Origin of the sequence: Flavobacterium davisii, assembly GCF_019565505.1 — a bacterium.
GTDB classification, from domain to species: domain Bacteria; phylum Bacteroidota; class Bacteroidia; order Flavobacteriales; family Flavobacteriaceae; genus Flavobacterium; species Flavobacterium davisii.
The window spans coordinates 1151988-1170599 of the sequence record NZ_CP067378.1 but is presented as its reverse complement, the minus strand read 5'-3'; the positions used below and the strand labels follow the sequence as shown (position 1 = coordinate 1170599).

11 protein-coding genes, 1 tRNA gene and 6 pseudogenes are annotated in these 18612 nt (G+C 31.8%); 14 read left to right on the top strand and 4 right to left on the bottom strand.

The window, feature by feature from the left end:
* The 7 genes and pseudogenes from murG to JJC05_RS05735 all read left to right on the top strand — a co-directional run bounded on the left by murG (position 1) and on the right by JJC05_RS05735 (position 7467).
* Positions 1 to 1094 (top strand): annotated as a pseudogene (gene murG / locus JJC05_RS05765) (undecaprenyldiphospho-muramoylpentapeptide beta-N-acetylglucosaminyltransferase).
* 63 nt (positions 1095 to 1157) lie between these two features.
* Positions 1158 to 2496: pseudogene (gene murC, locus JJC05_RS05760) on the top strand (UDP-N-acetylmuramate--L-alanine ligase).
* Positions 2489 to 3210: pseudogene (locus JJC05_RS05755) on the top strand (cell division protein FtsQ/DivIB). Before murC ends, JJC05_RS05755 begins: the two co-directional pseudogenes overlap by 8 nt.
* A 6-nt stretch (positions 3211 to 3216) precedes the next feature.
* Positions 3217 to 4590: pseudogene (gene ftsA, locus JJC05_RS05750) on the top strand (cell division protein FtsA).
* 47 nt (positions 4591 to 4637) lie between these two features.
* A pseudogene (ftsZ, locus tag JJC05_RS05745) lies at positions 4638 to 6700 on the top strand (cell division protein FtsZ).
* 156 nt (positions 6701 to 6856) lie between these two features.
* Positions 6857 to 7306: a GatB/YqeY domain-containing protein gene (locus tag JJC05_RS05740; RefSeq protein WP_105195405.1), complete on the top strand. Its 450-nt coding sequence runs from the start codon at positions 6857 to 6859 to the stop codon at positions 7304 to 7306.
* Between the two features lie 88 nt (positions 7307 to 7394).
* A tRNA-Arg gene (locus tag JJC05_RS05735) sits at positions 7395 to 7467 on the top strand.
* Positions 7468 to 8074: 607 nt separating this feature from the next.
* Here JJC05_RS05735 and JJC05_RS05730 read toward each other — a convergent pair.
* From JJC05_RS05730 to JJC05_RS05715, 4 genes and pseudogenes are all read right to left on the bottom strand, one after another.
* The gene (locus JJC05_RS05730; protein ID WP_014164868.1) at positions 8075 to 8938 is read right to left on the bottom strand and encodes a sigma-70 family RNA polymerase sigma factor; all 864 of its coding nucleotides are present in this window, start codon (positions 8936 to 8938) and stop codon (positions 8075 to 8077) included.
* Between the two features lie 126 nt (positions 8939 to 9064).
* Positions 9065 to 11234: pseudogene (locus tag JJC05_RS05725) on the bottom strand (polyribonucleotide nucleotidyltransferase).
* 154 nt (positions 11235 to 11388) lie between these two features.
* Complete coding sequence (rpsO, locus tag JJC05_RS05720; RefSeq protein ID WP_088390053.1) at positions 11389 to 11658, bottom strand: 30S ribosomal protein S15; 270 nt, start codon at positions 11656 to 11658, stop codon at positions 11389 to 11391.
* 102 nt (positions 11659 to 11760) lie between these two features.
* Entirely contained in the window at positions 11761 to 12216 is a 456-nt protein-coding gene (locus JJC05_RS05715) for an XrtF-associated fRMsr-like GAF protein (protein ID WP_088390052.1), read from the bottom strand.
* Between the two features lie 131 nt (positions 12217 to 12347).
* Between JJC05_RS05715 and xrtF the strand changes: the two genes are divergently transcribed.
* From xrtF to JJC05_RS05680, 7 genes are all read left to right on the top strand, one after another.
* The gene (xrtF, locus tag JJC05_RS05710; protein WP_235878526.1) at positions 12348 to 12839 is read left to right on the top strand and encodes an exosortase family protein XrtF; all 492 of its coding nucleotides are present in this window, start codon (positions 12348 to 12350) and stop codon (positions 12837 to 12839) included.
* Positions 12814 to 13266, top strand: a complete 453-nt coding sequence (locus JJC05_RS05705; protein ID WP_105195410.1) for an exosortase F system-associated membrane protein — start codon at positions 12814 to 12816, stop codon at positions 13264 to 13266. Before xrtF ends, JJC05_RS05705 begins: the two co-directional genes overlap by 26 nt.
* 45 nt (positions 13267 to 13311) lie before the next feature.
* Positions 13312 to 13716, top strand: coding sequence for an HYC_CC_PP family protein (locus JJC05_RS05700; RefSeq protein WP_235878525.1), 405 nt, complete (start codon positions 13312 to 13314; stop codon positions 13714 to 13716).
* A 65-nt stretch (positions 13717 to 13781) separates the two neighbouring features.
* Positions 13782 to 15779, top strand: a complete 1998-nt coding sequence (locus JJC05_RS05695) for a TonB-dependent receptor plug domain-containing protein (protein WP_235878523.1) — start codon at positions 13782 to 13784, stop codon at positions 15777 to 15779.
* 56 nt (positions 15780 to 15835) lie between these two features.
* On the top strand, positions 15836 to 16174 hold the full coding sequence (locus JJC05_RS05690) for a heavy-metal-associated domain-containing protein (RefSeq protein WP_105195413.1): 339 nt from the start codon (positions 15836 to 15838) through the stop codon (positions 16172 to 16174).
* A 702-nt stretch (positions 16175 to 16876) separates the two neighbouring features.
* The gene (locus tag JJC05_RS05685) at positions 16877 to 17755 is read left to right on the top strand and encodes a carbonic anhydrase family protein (protein ID WP_105195414.1); all 879 of its coding nucleotides are present in this window, start codon (positions 16877 to 16879) and stop codon (positions 17753 to 17755) included.
* 516 nt (positions 17756 to 18271) lie between these two features.
* Entirely contained in the window at positions 18272 to 18520 is a 249-nt protein-coding gene (locus tag JJC05_RS05680; protein ID WP_235878522.1) for a hypothetical protein, read from the top strand.
* Positions 18521 to 18612: the final 92 nt, after the last annotated feature.

Sequence of the window (18612 nt, the reverse complement as noted above, 5' to 3'; positions counted from 1 at the left end):
ATGAAGCAAAATCCAAAATTCATAATCAGCGGAGGAGGAACAGGAGGACATATTTATCCTGCTATAGCTATTGCGAACGAAATTAAATCACGTTATCCACAAGCTGCTATTTTATTTGTAGGAGCTCATGATAAAATGGAAATGCAAAAAGTACCTCAAGCAGGTTATTCAATAAAAGGATTGTGGATTGCAGGAATCCAAAGAAAACTAACGTTGCAAAATGCCCTGTTTCCATTAAAATTAGTATCAAGTTTGATCAAATCATTTGGAATTATAAGAAATTTTAAGCCAGATGTAGTTATCGGTACAGGAGGTTTTGCTAGTGGAGCTGTACTAAAAGTGGCTTCTATGCTAGGAATTCCAACAATAATTCAAGAACAAAATTCATATCCGGGAATTACGAATAAATTATTAAGTAAAAAAGCCCAAAAAATTTGTGTGGCTTATGAAAATTTGGAACGATTTTTTCCAAAACAAAATATATTGCTTACAGGAAATCCAGTTCGTCAAGATTTAATCTCTGTTGATAGTAAAAAGAAGAAGCTTTAGCTTATTTTAACTTAGATCCTTCTAAAAAAAACTTAATAATCTTAGGAGGTAGTTTAGGTGCCAGAAGGATTAATCAATTAATAGCAAAAGAAATAGATTGGTTATTAGAAAAAGATATTCAAATAATATGGCAATGTGGTAAATTGTATTTTGAAGAATACAAACACTTTGGTGATAAAAAAGGAGTGAAGATACTCTCCTATATTGATAGAATGGATTTGGTATATGCCGCCGCCGATTTCGTAATTTCTCGTTCAGGAGCTTCATCTGTTTCTGAATTATGTTTGATAGGTAAACCCGTAATATTTATTCCGTCACCTAATGTAGCAGAAGATCATCAAACTAAAAACGCACAAGCCATCGTTGAAAAACAAGGAGCTATTGTGTTAAAAGAAAGTGAATTAGAAAATCAGTTTAAAGCAGTTTTTCAATCACTTTTTAATGATAACGAAAAACAAGAAAAATTAAGTAAAAATATAAAAGCTTTAGCATTGCCCAACGCAACAAAACAAATTGTAGATGAAATAATAAAGTGGGTTAAATAAAAAAAGAATTACAAGCAACAATGATCAAAGATCAACAGTAATAAAAAGAGATTGAAATTAAAGATGAATCTAAATCAAATACATAACGTTTATTTTATAGGAGTAGGAGGTATTGGAATGAGTGCCTTAGCTCGTTACTTTAAGAATATAGGAAAAGAAGTAATGGGGTATGATAAAACACCTACCATACTAACAAATGATTTAATGACAAGCGGTATTACTATTCATTTTGACGATAATATTGCTCATATTCCAGATTTTTGTACGCCTGAAAACACACTAGTAGTTTATACACCTGCTATTAAACAACTTTCAGAATGGGATTACTTTAAAGAAAAAGGATTTACTATAAAAAAACGAGCAGAAGTTTTAGGTATTATTACAAAGGATACTTTTTGTTTTGCCGTAGCAGGGACTCATGGAAAAACCACTACCTCAAGTATTTTAGGTCACATACTTTACGAAAGCGGATTAGACATAACAGCCTTTTTAGGAGGTATAGTAGAAAACTATAATTCCAATTTAATTGGTTCAGGAAAAACAATTACTGTCGTTGAAGCAGATGAATTTGATAGATCTTTTTTACATTTGCACCCAAATATAGCTTGCGTAACATCAATGGACGCAGATCATTTAGATATTTATGGAGATGATGCCTCTATAAAAGCTTCATTTAATGAATTTGCCGAAAAAGTAGAAGATAAGTCTAATTTATTTGTAATCAATGGTTTATCTTTAAAAGGGGTAACGGTAGGAGCAAATGATGACTCTCAGTTTGTAGCGCATAATGTAAAGATCATTGACGGATGGTATGTTTTTGATGTAAAAACACCAACTGAAGAAATTAAAGATGTGAAATTTGGATTACCGGAAAGCATAATTTAACAAACGCTTTATTAGCTTTAGCTATGGCTCGTACTTATGGCACACCTGTAGAATCTATTGTTAAGGCATTAGCTACATTTAAAGGAGTAAAACGTCGTTTTTCATTCCAAATCAGGAAACCTGATTTTGTGTATATAGACGATTATGCACATCATCCGACCGAAATCAATGCGGTACATCAGGCGGTACGAGAATTATATCCAAACAAAAAAGTGTTGGCTGTATTTCAGCCACATTTATTTAGTAGGACTAAAGATTTTGCAGACGATTTTGCTAAAAGCTTAGGACAATTTGATGAACTGCTCTTAATGGAAATTTATCCAGCGAGAGAACTACCCATGCCGGTATTACCTCGCAATGGTTGTTAGATAAAATTGAAAATAAAAATAAAAGATTAGTACAAAAAGAAGAACTAATAGGTCTTTTAGAAGCATCAGATGCCCCAATAATAGTTACTATAGGGGCAGGAGATGTAGGCGAAATGGTTCCTCTGATAAAAAAAGCATTAGATGCGTAAAAATTGGTTGACAAATATTCAATTAATAGTCATTTTTGGGATTGTAATTTTTCTGTATTCTTTTGCTCTAAAAAGAAATGAATCCAGAAAAATCACCAAACCACAAGTGGAAATTGTGGATAAAAATAACCCTTTTTTAACGCCTGAAATCGTTAATAACTTGTTGATAGAAAATTTTGGAGGCTCTTTTTCAGTGGCAAAAGAAGAATTAGATTTGAATGCTATAGAAGCTTCTATAAACAAACATAAACTGGTTGAGAAAGCCGAAGTTTATGTAAGTGTAGATGGAAAGCTTAAAACTGTAGTTACTCAAAAAACCCCAATCGCTCGAGTTTTTAATAATAACGACTCTTATTATATTGATTATAAAGGAGGTAAAATGCCCTTGTCAGGTAATTTTAGTGCACGTGTGCCATTAGTTTATGGTGCCACGCAGAATTCCTGTAGTAAGGATTTTGTAACGTTACTAAAGATGATTCATGATGATGAATTTTTGAAAAAAACATCATAGGAATGCAAATAAAATCAGATGGGAGCATAATAATGAAAAATAGAAACTATGGTTATGACGTGATTTTTGGAAGAACCATTTACATGGAACGAAAATTTAATAACTATAAAGCTTTTTTTCAAAAAGCAGTGCAGGATACAATTTTAGGTTCGTATAAAACGATCAATCTAAAATTTATCAAACAAGTAGTATGCACAAAATAAAAGAGTATGGAAAGAGATAATATAGCAGTAGGACTTGATATAGGTACAACTAAAATTGTAGCTATGTTAGGTAAGAAAAATGAATATGGTAAGCTTGAAATTTTAGGTGTAGGGAAGTCTAAAAGTCTCGGTGTGGCTCGTGGGGTAGTAAATAATATTACTCAAACCATCCAGTCTATACAAGAAGCTGTTTCCCTAGCAGAAAAAGATTCAGGTTACAAAATAAAAGATGTAGTGGTGGGTATTGCAGGACAACATATCCGTAGTATTCAGCATAGTGACTATATATCAAGACCTAATGCCGAAGAAGTAATTAGTGAAAAAGATATTAATTTACTTATCGGACAAGTTCAAAAATTACCAATGTTGCCGGTGAAGAAATTATTCACGTATTGCCTCAAGAATTTAAAATTGATGGACAAGAAGGGATAAAAGAACCCATAGGAATGTACGGAGGTCGTTTAGAAGCTAGTTTTCATGTTGTATTAGGACAAGCATCTTCCATCCGAAATGTAGGCCGTTGTATAAAAAGTGCAGGTCTAGATTTGTCGGGGTTAACATTAGAACCGTTAGCTTCGGCCGATGCTGTTTTAAGTCAAGAAGAAAAAGAAGCTGGCGTAGCTCTAATAGATATTGGAGGAGGTACAACAGATTTAGCTATTTTTAAAGATGGAATTATTCGTCATACAGCAGTTGTTCCATTTGGAGGTAATGTTATAACAGAAGATATAAAAGAAGGTTGCTCAATCATTGAAAAACAAGCCGAACTGTTAAAAACAAAATTTGGTTCCGCTTGGCCGGGAGAAAATAAAGACAATGAAATCGTATCTATACCGGATTGAGAGGACGCGAACCAAAAGAAATTTCATTGAAAAATCTTTCTAAAATAATCCACGCTCGTGTCGTGGAAATTGTAGAGCAAATTTATAGTGAAATTAGATCATACGGTCATGATGATCCAAGAAAAAAATTAATTGCAGGAATTGTATTAACAGGAGGCGGATCTCAGTTAAAACATATTAAACAATTAGTCGAGTATATAACAGGTATGGATACTCGGATAGGTTATCCAAACGAACATCTAGCAGGTAGTTCAGGTGAAGAGATTTCAAGTCCATTGTATGCCACAGCGGTAGGTTTAGTCATGAATAGTATTCGTAATAATACCATGAGTGCTATTCTTAAAGAAGATTATATACCAGAGCCTATTTTGGTTCAAAAACCAACAGAAGAAGAACAAAAAAAGATAGAAGAGGAGTTGAAAAAGGAAATTGAGGAAGCCCAAATCCCTGAATCAAAGTCAACTGAAAAAACGATTCGTCGTTCCTTTTTGATAAATACATAGATAAAATTAAAGATTTTTTAGATAATGCCGAGTAATCGTTTATTGTCAATCGTAACACAAGAAAAAATAAATACCAAATAGTATGGAAAGCAACTCAGGATTTGGAAGTATATCATTTGATTTGCCTAAAACGCAAACCAATGTGATAAAAGTAATTGGTGTTGGTGGTGGTGGTAGTAATGCTATTAATCACATGTATAAACAAGGAATCAAAGGTGTTGATTTCATTGTGTGTAATACAGATTCTCAAGCTTTGCAAAATAGTAATGTGCCACATCGTATTCAGTTAGGTGCTAACCTAACTGAAGGATTAGGTGCTGGAGCAAACCCTGAAGTAGGGCATCAAGCAGCTTTAGAAAGTATAGAGGATATTGAGAAAATGTTAGACACAAATACTAAGATGGTCTTTATAACAGCAGGTATGGGAGGGGGTACTGGTACAGGTGCTGCGCCAGTAATTGCTCAATTAGCTAAAGAAAAAGACATCTTAACTGTTGGTATCGTAACAATTCCTTTTCAGTTTGAAGGCAAAGTTCGTTCAGAACAAGCTTTATTAGGTGTTGAAAAATTAAGAAAACAAGTAGATTCGTTGATTGTTATTAACAATAACAAACTTCGTGAAGTATACGGTAATTTAGGTTTTAAAGCTGGATTTTCTAAAGCTGATGAAGTTTTAGCTACAGCGTCAAGAGGTATTGCAGAGGTAATTACCCATCACTATACTCAAAATATTGACTTAAAAGATGCTAAAACAGTTTTGTCTAATAGTGGCACAGCTATTATGGGATCTGCTACAGCAGAAGGAGAACACAGAGCAAAAGAAGCTATTGTAGCCGCTTTAGATTCGCCATTGTTAAATGATAATAAAATTACAGGTGCTAAAAACGTTTTGTTGCTTATCGTTTCAGGTGCTAATGAAATTACTATTGATGAAATAGGAGAAATCAATGACTATATTCAAGAAGAAGCAGGTTATAATGCTAATATAATCATGGGAGTTGGAGAAGATGAAGAACTTGGAGATAAAATTTCAGTAACCGTTATTGCAACAGGGTTTTGTATAGAACAACAGGCAGGTTTTGTAAATACAGAGCCTAGGAAAATAATTCATGCTTTAGAAGACGAACAAAAATTAGTGCAAAATTTAACCCAAAAATTTGAAGCACAAGGTTTTGATTTTAATACGGTTATTACACCTTCTGAGCCCGTTATACCTGTAACTCCAGTTATTCCTACACCGCCTGTAGATTCAAGAGTAGTGTATAATTTAGAGGATGAAACATCTGATGGTCTAATATCTCCTGTTTCTGCGCCAACTGATTTTCATCAACCAGTGGTGCAGCAGTCTGTGACACAACAATCAGTTGTGAATCAATCAGTAATTTCAAATTTAGATTTAGTTCCAACTTCTGAATTTATTAAAAATTTAAACGTTACTTTTGAAATAGTTCCGCCTAAACAAGTTGTAGCAAATGAATTTTTTATCACAAGTCCAGAGGCTAAAGCTATGGAAGTAGTAGCACCCGAAGTAATTTCTGCTCAAGAACCTATGGCATTTACTTTCGATTTACCAGTAGCTAGAAAAGAGATGGTAACACCTCCTTCTGCAACTACTGAAAAAAATGTTTTTGAATTAACAGATGAAATAAAAGACATAAAAGTAAATCAGGCTGTTCAATTTGTGTCCATGACAGAAGTGTCACAAGACGGAATTATTCGCCACTCTTTGGAAGAATATATGGAAAATGAAAACCCATTTTTTCAAACCAAAAAAGCAGAACCTGTAATAGAAAAGATTCCAGAAGAACTAAATATTACAATGAAGCAAACAGAGGAACCGATAATAGAACAAAATCTAGCTTCAGTTTCTAATGAAATTTCTCCAGTAGAAATGTCTATTGAAGAATCATTGCGATTAAGAGCAGAAGAACGTCGTCGCAAAATGAAAGAATTTAATTACAAATTTCATAACAACGCATCTCGTGTAGAAGAATATGAAAAAGTACCAGCTTATAAAAGAATGGGGTTGGATGTAACAAACAACCCAATTCAAAATAATCAGTCAAGAATGTCTTTAGGTTTAGATAATAATGACGAAATACAATTGCGTTCTAATAATTCTTTTTACATGATAATGTAGATTAATTAAAATAAAAAAAGTATACTATCTTACCCGAAAAATGTAATGATTTTTCGGGTAATTTTTTTAATTTCGCATCTCGTAAAAATTTACTTTTTTGTTTTCAAAGTGAAATAAAATGTTTAAACTAATTATAAAAAAATATCTAATATAAAATCCTTATGAGTTTATCAGCAAAAATTATGGACGAAATGAAAAATGCTATGAAGGCTAAAGATTCAGTAGCATTAGAGGCTTTAAGAGCGATTAAGTCAGCTATTCTATTAGCGCAGACAGAAAGTGGAGCTAAGGAAGAGATTTCAGCTGATGATGAAATAAAGTTATTACAACGTTTAGTTAAGCAGCGTAAAGATTCAGCGGCTATTTATATAGAACAAAATCGTTCAGATTTAGCTGAACCCGAATTAGCACAAGTAGCTGTTATCGAAAAGTTTTTACCTGCTCAATTGTCAGAAGAAGAAGTAGAAACTGCAGTTGCTGAAATTATTGCAGAAGGAGGTTTTTCAGGAATGGCAGCTATGGGGCAAGTAATGGGGCAGGCTTCTAAGGTATTAGCAGGACAAGCAGATGGAAAAACGATTTCTAATATTGTAAAAAAGCTCCTAGCTTAAAACGAGAAAAATGATTAAGGATTTTTACTAGATCTCTATTATTAGATATATAGATAAAAATCCTTAATTTAATATTAGTGATTATATTGGCTTTATAGTTCAATTGGATAGAATATCAGATTCCGGTTCTGACGATTTGGGTTCGAATCCCAATAAGGCCACTACAATAAAATAATTAAATTTTTTTTTAAAGAGAGGTAAGTCCTTCTAAGTCCTTTTATTGGGTATTAATAGTCTTTTTTTTGCCTTTTTTAGCTCAGCTTTCTTTTTTTATTCCCTTTCTTTATAATGTTGTAAATCTTGCATTATAAGTTATACACATTAAAGACAATTTGTAATATAATTATGTTTAGGAAATATATTTATTGATGATTTGAATCTTTGTAAGATTGTTTTTATATTATCGAATAGACATGGAATAAAGGTGAAAGAATGTATAAGGATCTCATTTGTTTGTTACTCCTACGGAAGGAGAAGTTTCATAATCCGGATCAAGTACAATAGTTTTTTTGAAAAAGTATCCCTATTTTTTCTAAGATTTTCCGTGAGCATTTGAATTATTATTGTTTTTTGTTTCACAACAAAGTCTAATACGGAATATGGGGTAAAAATGAGCGAAAGTGAGGAGAAAATAAAACTCCGGTAATCAGCCGGAGTTTCAATCATCAATCAAAAAACGAACAGTCTTAGACTGTTGTTACGGTAATATAAATGTTTAATTATAAACTTAAAAAGTGTAAAGTTAACATTTTTTTATAAAAAAATAGCTTATCCGAGATATGTTTTTAGGATTTTACTTCTAGAAGTATGCTTTAATCTTCTAATGGCTTTTTCCTTAATTTGACGAACACGTTCGCGAGTTAAATCAAAAGTTTCGCCAATTTCTTCTAAAGTCATAGGGTGTTGATCGCCTAATCCGAAGTATAAACGAACGACATCGGCTTCACGAGGAGTTAATGTTTCTAATGAGCGTTCGATTTCGGTTCGTAATGATTCATGAATCAGTTCTCTATCTGGATTAGGTGATTCTCCGGAGCGTAGTACGTCATATAAATTAGAATCTTCACCTTCTACTAAAGGAGCATCCATAGATAGATGGCGACCTGAGTTTTTCATTGATTCTTTTACGTCGTTTACGGTCATATCCAATTCAGCTGCTATTTCTTCAGCGGATGGAGCGCGCTCGTTAGATTGCTCTAATAAAGCGTACATTTTATTGATTTTATTGATAGAACCAATTTTGTTTAGAGGCAAACGTACAATACGCGATTGTTCTGCTAAAGCTTGTAGGATAGATTGGCGAATCCACCATACAGCGTATGAAATAAATTTAAAACCACGTGTTTCGTCAAAGCGCTGGGCTGCTTTAATTAAACCTAAATTTCCCTCGTTAATTAAATCGGGTAGGGTTAATCCTTGATTTTGATATTGTTTTGCTACGGATACTACGAAACGTAAGTTCGCTTTTGTTAATTTTTCTAAGGCTCTTTGATCGCCAGCCTTGATGCGTTGAGCTAATTCTACTTCTTCATCTGCAGTAATTAAATCTACTTTGCCAATTTCTTGTAGGTATTTGTCTAGGGAAGCAGTTTCACGGTTAGTTACCTGCTTAGTAATTTTGAGCTGTCTCATTTAAAAATCTCCTTGCTTTTTAAAAGTTCTAATGGTTATACGTAAAGAAGGGGTGAAAAGTTACAGAAAAAATAAAAAACCTCGAAAAAAAATCGAGGTTTCATCTATTTGAATTAATAAAATTAATTAACCTTGTGGGTTTGTTTTTTTATCTTCTTTTTTTTCTTCGCGAGGAGGGCGAGGAAGTAATTGTTTTCTTGAAACTTTTTCTTTTTGTTTTTAGGGTCAATACCTAAATATTTAATCATAAATACATCGCCTAAATTTATTACATCGCTAGGTTTTTCGGTGCGTTCCCAAGCTAATTCTGATACATGGAGTAAAACTTCGTTTCCGGGGGCTTTAGTGTATTCTACAACAGCACCAAAATCTAACATTTTGGTTACTTTTACCTCATAAGCTTCGCCTAATTGTGGTTTGAATACCATAGCTTCAATTTTAGCTAACACAGCCTCTATTCCTTTTTGATTAGTGCCTAGAATTTCAACAATGCCTTTATCTCCTTCTTCTGTTAGTACAATGGTGGTTTCGGTGACTTTTTGTAGTTCTTGAATGTTTTTACCGCCTCGGACCAATAAATGCTCCAATCATACTAGCAGGTATTGAGCTCATGATGATTTTAGGAGCTTTAGGTTTAACGCTAGTTCTTGGTTCTGATATTGTTTCAATGATTTTGTTTAAGATGTGCATACGGCCATCACGGGCTTGTGCTAATGCTTGTTCCATAATGTCATAGCGTAATCCTTCTATTTTAATGTCCATTTGGCAAGCTGTAATACCGTCGGCTGTACCTGTTACTTTAAAATCCATGTCGCCTAAGTGATCTTCATCACCTAAAATGTCTGATAGGACAGCAAATTTTTCTCCATCTGTAATTAATCCCATAGCAATGCCAGAAACGGGTTTTACCATTTGTACACCAGCGTCCATTAGTGCTAATGTTCCTGAGCATACGGTTGCCATAGAGGAAGAACCATTTGATTCTAAGACTTCTGATACAACACGGATCGTGTAAGGGCAATCAGAAGGGATCATGTTTTTAAGGGCGCGTTGAGCTAGGTTTCCGTGTCCTATTTCACGACGTGAAGTGCCTCTTAAAGGTTTGGCTTCGCCGGTTGAGAAAGGAGGGAAGTTATAGTGTAAGTAAAAACGTTCTTCTCCTTGTTCTGAAGGTAAGTCGATAATGTTTGCTTCTCTAGAGGTGCCTAATGTTACGGTAGCTAGAGCTTGTGTTTCTCCTCGTGTAAAAATAGCAGAACCATGAGCAGATGGTAAATAATCGATTTCGGACCAAATAGGACGGATTTCGGTTGTCTTACGGCCGTCTAAACGGATTCCTTGTTCAAGGATTACATTACGAACGGCTGCCTTTTGTGTTTTGTATATGTATCGGCTTACTAACTCTTTTAAATCTTCATTTTCGGCATACTCTTCATCAGAGTATAAAGCTTTTATTTCTTCTGCAATAGCGGCAAATTTTTCACCTCTTTCTTGTTTGGCAGATGCTTCTTGGGCTACTGCGTAAAATTGGTTGTAAGAAGCTTCTTTTACTTTGTTGTATACGGCTTCGTCATTTTTTTCAGGTTCGTATTCACGATATGTTAAGGTGCCAATAGCTGCACGTAACTTTTCTTGTGCTTCAATTTGAACTTTTATAGCTTCGTGAGCAAATTTTATAGCTTCTATCATTTCAGCTTCTGAAATTTCTTTCATTTCGCCTTCTACCATACAAACAGAGTCTTTGGAAGCACCAATCATCATATCGATATCGGAACTTTCAAGTTGTGTCTTGTTAGGATTGATAATTAGTTTACCATCTATTCGTCCTACACGTACTTCTGAAATAAAGTTATAAAAAGGGATATCTGAAACAGCTAATGATGCTGAAGCGGCTAAACCTGTTAAGGCATCTGGCATAACATTTTCATCATGAGACATTAATTGAATCATGATTTGAGTTTCAGCATGATAATCGTCAGGGAATAAAGGACGTAAAACACGATCAACTAAGCGCATTGTTAATACTTCACTATCACTAGGGCGTGCTTCTCTCTTGAAGAAACCTCCCGGGAAACGGCCTGCTGCTGCAAATTTTTCACGATAATCTACTGTTAGCGGTAAAAAGTCTACACCCGGGGTTAGCTGTTCTAGCAGAAACAGCCGTTGCTAAAAGCATAGCATCGCCCATTCGCACAACTACAGACCCATCGGCTTGTTTGGCTAATTTCCCTGTTTCGATTGTGATGGTTCTTCCATCTCCTAAATCGATAACTTCTTGAAATACTTTTGGGATCATAAAATCTTTTTTTGTAAAATTAAACAATGGGTTCTAGTTGTGTTGTTGTTGTTGTGTTGTTGTGTAGTTGTTTGAAACCCAATGAAAAACCAAACTTTTGTTGTAAAATATTTAAAAATAAAAAGAGGCGCGCGAGCACCTCTTTTTATCTGGATTATTTTCTGATGTTCAATTCTTTGATAATCGCACGATATCTGTTGATATCCTTGTTTTTTAGATAGTCAAGAAGAGATCTTCTTTTTCCTACTAACTTTACTAACGAGCGCTCAGTGTTGTAATCATGACGATTTCTTTTTAAGTGCTCTGTTAAGTGATTAATTCTGAAAGTAAATAAAGCTACTTGTCCTTCTGCTGAACCTGTGTTTTCAGCTTTTCCTCCGTGTTGAGTGAAGATTTCAACTTTTTTTTCTTTTGATAAATACATGCTAATATTATTTAAATGATTATTATGTAGATTGAGATTTTCCCAATACGGGCACAAAGGTAAAAATAATTATGAATTATAAATTATGAATTATAAATTATTTTAAAAAAGTTTCGCAACTTCTGAATTAACAAACTCTAAAAAATGCTCATCTGCTTCCGTAAAAGGATCTAGGACATGACTATCAATATCTATTTGTCCAATATTTACACCGTTTACAAATAAAGGAACTACAATTTCAGATTTTACAGTAAAGCTACAAGCTATATAATTGTCCTGTGCTTGTACATCTGGAACTACAAAATTAGTATTTGATTCTGCCACTTGTCCGCAGATGCCTTTTCCAAAGGGAATAACAGTATGGTCCGTTTCTGCACCTACATACGGGCCTAAATGTAAAGTACGTGTTTCATGATTGGCAAAATAAAAGCCAACCCAATTATAATAGGAAATAGTGTCTTGTAATAACTGACAAATACGGGTTAATTTTTTATCTCTAGAGGATGAACTGTCATTTATAATAGATATAATTTGAGGTTTTAGATTTTCGAATTGCATGATCTTTTAGATTTTTTTACAAATGTAAAATACTTGTTTTTTTTAAATTATATAAATTTGTTAAAAAATAATTTTTTGAAGACACTTTTAAAACACTACCGCCCCTTTTTCCTTTTTTTAGGAAAGTTTTTTTGTCTTATTTAGTACTTACAGTACTTTACAGATTGTATTTGTCTGGTTTTGTGAATCAAGTCGATGGATTTACTGAAAATGTATCGTATGCAACGGAAAAAATTCTGGTTTATTTAGGTCTAAAGGTTAATCTTGTAGAAGATGCTCTGAATGAACAATATCAGTTGTATGTAAACAAGCAATACCTAGCTCGTATAATTGAAGGCTGTAATTCAATAAGTATTATTATTCTATTTAATGCTTTTGTAATAGCCTTTTCAACTAATTTTAATCAAACATTCGGTTTTGCGCTGTTAGGAAGTTTGTTTATATATGTTTTGAATATTTTACGAATTGTATTACTTGTTGTTTTATATAATCTTTATCCGCAATACGGACATTTTTTACATGGGATTTTATTTCCTGTCATTATTTATGGTATAGTGTTCGTACTTTGGTTATATTGGGTGAAAAAATATTCGGAATATGTTTCAAAAATTACTAAAAAATAAAGATAGGTTTGTAATAGGTGTTTTATCTATTACAGGTTTAATACTTGTAAGGAATTATGAATCTGATTGGTTTTATGATCCATTTATTGAATATTTTAAAGGAGAATTTCAACAGCAGCTATATCCAGATTATAACTTGGTTAAGTTGTTGTTTAATTGGTTGTTACGTTATTTTTTGAATACATTCTTAAGTCTAATCTTTTTATTTGTATTATTTAGAGAAATTGGAATGATTAAAATAGCTATTATTCTTTATTTGTTCTTTTTGTTTTTTTTAATTCTTTTTATTTTTTTTGTTTTACAGTTTTTTGATGAAAGTTATAGGATGACGTTGTTTTATATTCGTCGATTTTTAATTCAACCTTTATTTTTAATTTTATTTATCCCCGCTTTTTATTGCCAAAAAGAAAATACAAAATTCAATTGATTCTTTAGGATTGAACTCGAAAAAAAATAAATTATCTTTGTAAAGATGAAATTTCGCAATTTTATACATATTACTTTGGCATTGCTTGTGTTGGTTTCGAATACAGGATTGGCAATTAATGTACACTATTGTGGAGAGGTAATAGCCGCTATTTCTGTTGAGAGCCTTAAAAAAAATAATTCTTCGGGCTGTTGTGGAGATAAAAAAGAAGTAGAAGATTCTTGTTGTAAAGACAAAAAAGTAGAAATTAAGGAGAGTACTTCTGAAAAAATTTTAATAAAATCAATTCAGTTTGAATCACCTGTTTTTATAACAAAAGAAGGATTTGAGCTCGTATTTAATGAACGTATAGTGAATGGGGTTATGGTAAATAATTTACCTGCTTATCACTGTAATACTCATGCACCACCATTTTACAAATTATATTCTCGATTGTTATTTTACGCTTAAATTAATTAGTCACATTTGGTTTAGAGGGTTTTTCCTAAAAGAATGTTTTACTAATTAATTAAAAAATGAAAACTACTTATACGTATATATTAATGCTCATTAGCGCTTTGCTATTTGGGCAAAAGGTGGATAGTTTAAAAACGATAACAGTCCAATCTAAGCGTGATAAATTAGAAAAATCGTTGTTAAAGACAACTAATACAACTGTTTTATCTAGTAAAGAATTGCTAAAAGCAGCTTGTTGTAATCTGGCTGAAAGTTTTGAAACAAATCCTACTATTGATGTTTATTATTCAGATGCGTTAACGGGTACTAAACAAATAAAAATGTTAGGTTTGACATCTCCATATTTGATAATCACCGAAGAAAATATACCATCAGTTCGAGGCGCTTCACAAGTGTATGGAATGTCTTTTACGCCGAGGACTTGGATAGAAAGTATTCAAATTACGAAAGGAGCCGGAAGTGTGGTTAATGGTTACGAAAGTATTTCAGGTCAGATAAATACGGAATTGTTAAAACCTATAAAAGAAATACCGTTTTATTTGAATTTGTATGGTGCTACTGATTCTCGTTTTGAATTTAATGCGCATCTTACAGAAAAAAAAGGGACTAAATGGGCTACGACTTTATTAATGCACGGTAATATGCGTGTGTCCAAAATGGATATGAACAATGATGGTTTTTTAGATAATCCGTTGGGGAATCAAGTAAATATAATGAATCGTTGGCAATATGCTAATCCCGAAACAGGTTGGGTGAGTTTTTTGAATTTTCGTTATATGAAAGATGAAAAACAATCTGGACAATTAATTTTTAACCCCATAAAAGACAGATTAACAGAAAATGCTTGGGGGACTGAAATTAAAACAGATCGTATCGATTTTTCGTCTAAAATAGGATACGTTTGGAAAGAAGCTCCTTACCAGAGTGTTGGTTTCCAGAGCGCATTGACTATACATAATCAAAATTCATATTTTGGATTACGGACTTATGATATTAAGCAAAAGAGTTTTTATTCTAATCTAATCTTTAATTCGATTATTCATAATACTAAGAATAAGTTTGCTACAGGGTTAAATTTTACTTTAGATGATTATAATGAATTTGTTTTAAAACAAGATCTAAGCAGAAAGGATAATTCTATAGGAGCATTTTTTGAATATACTTACGATAATATGGATGATTTTAGTATTATCATAGGAGGACGTGCAGATCATCATAATCGTTTAGGTTTTTTTGTAACTCCTCGTATTCATACTCGTTATAATCCCCGGAAAAATGCAGTTCTTAGAGCTTCCGTAGGAAAAGGGAAACGTGTTGCAAATATTTTTGCAGAAAATCAAGTTCTTTTTGCTAGTAATAGGAAAATTAATATTTTGAATAATTCAGGTAATGTTTATGGTTTAGATCCAGAAATAGCTTGGAATTATGGTATCGGTTTTTTGCAAAAATTTAAACTTTTAGGAATGGATGCGGATGCTTCAATAGATTTTTATCGGACTGATTTCAAAAATCAAGTAGTGGTAGACGTTTTAGAATCGTATCAAGATGTTAATTTTTATAACCTAAAAGGAAACTCATTTGCTAACAGTTTTCAATTAGAGTTTACTATTGAAATTCTTAAAAGCCTGAATTTGCGTTCCGCTTATAAGTTTTATGATATTAAAACGGAATATTATACAGGGCAATACCAACGACCTTTGCAAGCAAGACATCGTTTCTTTTCTAATATAGAATATACAATCAATAGAAAAGAAAGAGGCAAACAATGGCGTTTTGATTTTACTTTAAATTGGACTGGTAAACAACAATTACCCAATACAAATTTACAATTACCGCTATTTTCGCCTGATTTTGTTGTGATGAATACACAGGTAACACATGTTTTTTCTACGCTATTCGAAGTGTATACAGGGATTGAAAATTTAGGAAATTATAAACAAAAAAAAGCTATCGTAGGTTCTGAAAATCCGTTTGGGATAAATTTTGACACATCTGTAGTATATGCTCCAGTTTTTGGGCAAATGGCTTATGCTGGTTTGCGTTTTAAAGTGAAATAATAATCAAATAAAAGTAGCTTGGGTTAGATAATAAGATCTAAAATAAATAGAAAGATATGAAAAAGATAATTTTAATTTTAACATTATTGATTGGATTTTTAACTTTTGGTCAAGACAAAAAAAATAAAAATGCAAAGTACAATATAGAAGTAAATGGTAATTGTGAAATGTGTAAAAAACGAATTGAAAAAGCCGCTTTTTCAGTTTCCGGAGTCAAAATGGCGCAATATAACATTGAAGAAAAAATGTTGCATTTAGTTATAAATGAAGAAAAAACGACTTTGCTAGATATAGAAAGAGCCATAGGGAAAATAGGGCATGATACTAAAAATGTAAAAGCAAATAAAGAAGATTATGAGAAACTTCATGGTTGTTGCCAGTATGAACGTAATTAAATAATATTGTTAACTACTAAATAGAAAATGTCTTTAAAAACTATTGGAATATAATTTTTTTCTGAAATAATAATGCGTTACAAAGGTCATTTTTGGGATAAGAAAGGATTAGTAGTGTATAATCTTGTTTATTAAGTTTAGAATGTTGTTTCATTAGACAGGATAAGATAATTATAAATATAGTCAGAAAAATAAGGTGTTTAATAAAAGCGGTGCTTATTTAATTTTAAAAAATAAAAATCATTAATTAAGCGAAGATAAATTTTAAACTGTATTGGTTGCTTTTGTATAATTAAGTTTACTGTTGTGTATTTATTTTTAATTTTTTTGTTAAAATTTGTTTAAAAAAATATAAAATATCTTTTTTATTTGCAAATAGTTTTATTTTTACGTTTTTGTTTTAATGAAAATTAAATTCGTTTCTGTTTCTAATAAATAGTTAAAGCGTAATTTGGGTAAAAAGTTACGCTCTTGTTTTGCAGGTAATTAGTAAAGCTAAAAAATGATTTTAAATTTTGGATTAAAAGTGAAATAAAGATATTTGATAGTACGATATGTACTATAAAGCAAATAGCCTTAAGTCTAAATGCTATTTGAAATCATTAGCTAAGAAAGAATAAAGATTAAGGGCTCGTGTTAAAAATATTAAAGTACTAAAATGAATAGATTAAACAACTACATAAAAACTAAAATTATATTAAAATGAAAACAAAAAAGTTTTATTTATCACATTTTGAAAAGTCTGTTCGAAAATTAAGTATGTCATCTATTATGGCTATTTCTTTATCAGCACTATTCATTTCATGTAGTGTTGATAAAGATGATCATATTATTGATTCAGGTAAAGAAGGAGGTACTTCAACCAGTTTAACTCGATTTCCTTCGGATTTGATTAGCACACCCATTTTTACTTCTAATTTCCCTCCATTTGTAATAGCTGCTCAAACACCTATTGATATTCCAACTTCAAATTTAACTTCAGTTAATAAAAATGATTTGGAGATTCATTATGGAAAAATGCTCTTAAGTAATGTTACAAATAATGGTAATGAAGAGTTAAAAATTAATCTGAACAATACAGATACAGATAATAATTATATTACAATTAGTAAGAAAAAATACAATTTAGTAAATATCCACTTTCATTACAATAGTGAACATAAGATTGATGGAGTATATAGTAAAATGGAAATTCACCTTGTAAACAAATCAGTAGATAACTCTTATGCTGTTTTAGGTGTTTTAGTTGAATTAGGATCTGCCAATTCAACCATTCAAAAATTATTTGAAAACTCTCCTAAAGAAGCAGGTCAAGTAAATATGCCTAATATTACACTGTCTATTGCTGAAATACTACCAGAAGACATGAGTAAAATATATTCCTATACAGGATCTCTTACAACACCAAATTTTGGAACAAATTCCAATATGACAAATGGAGGACCCGTTACTTGGTTTGTATTCAAATCCAAACAAGAAATCTCTTCTACTCAATTTAATTTTTACAAATCCATTTATAAACACCCTAACTTTAGAAATATTCAGCCATTAAATAATAGAAGAGTGTATATTGTAAAATAAAAAAGTTAAACGATCTACAAAGGAGATGTTCCTAGTGTAGAGTATACTTAATAAGATCTAAAAAATATTTAAAACAGATATTGAGTTAAATACTTGATATCTGTTTTTTGTTTTATTCCTACATCTATAAAACGAATAGAATAGCACCTTTTAAGCTCAGATTATACAGTAGAAATTTATTACAAATAAAAGAACTTTGAATATAAAAAGTACACTTTTTACCCTCAATCAAATTATCTTAAAAGGTTCCAATTTTATCATTTATACTAAAGGAGAGATCGTAGAATATTGATAATGCAACTTTTTCCTTTGGCGAAGTAACAAAGGCTTCTTCGAATTATGGCTTTTGCCCTACATCAGCAAAAAAATCTGTGTATTTTTATTTTAGTAACTTTTCCTCTTCACCACGAAATCTAATGCTGAATCTGAGTTTAAAGGAAATCAATGGAATGGATGATGTGTTAAAAAAAACACATCATTATTTGTAATCAAATATTAAAAGCTTAACTTCGTTCGATGAAGTTTTTAACAAGCATATTATTATTGTCTTTTCTTTCTTTTCAATTCATGCCAAGTATCATAGTTTTGATAAATGATGAAAAAGAGAGCAAAGTTTCGTGGTTACTGCTTGAAGAAGATACAGAAGATTCTAAGGAAACAAAAGATTTTAAAGAATACAAGGCAGAATTTATTTTTGATTTTCCTATTAACGAATTAATATTTCTACCCAAAAAGAAAATAGAAACAATCATATTTATGTGCTAAAAGATTATTTAGTACACTTATTACTTCGTGATATGCCTCCTAAAATAGTTTAAAACATATAAAGTAAGCAAGCACAAACGAGGCTTGTATTT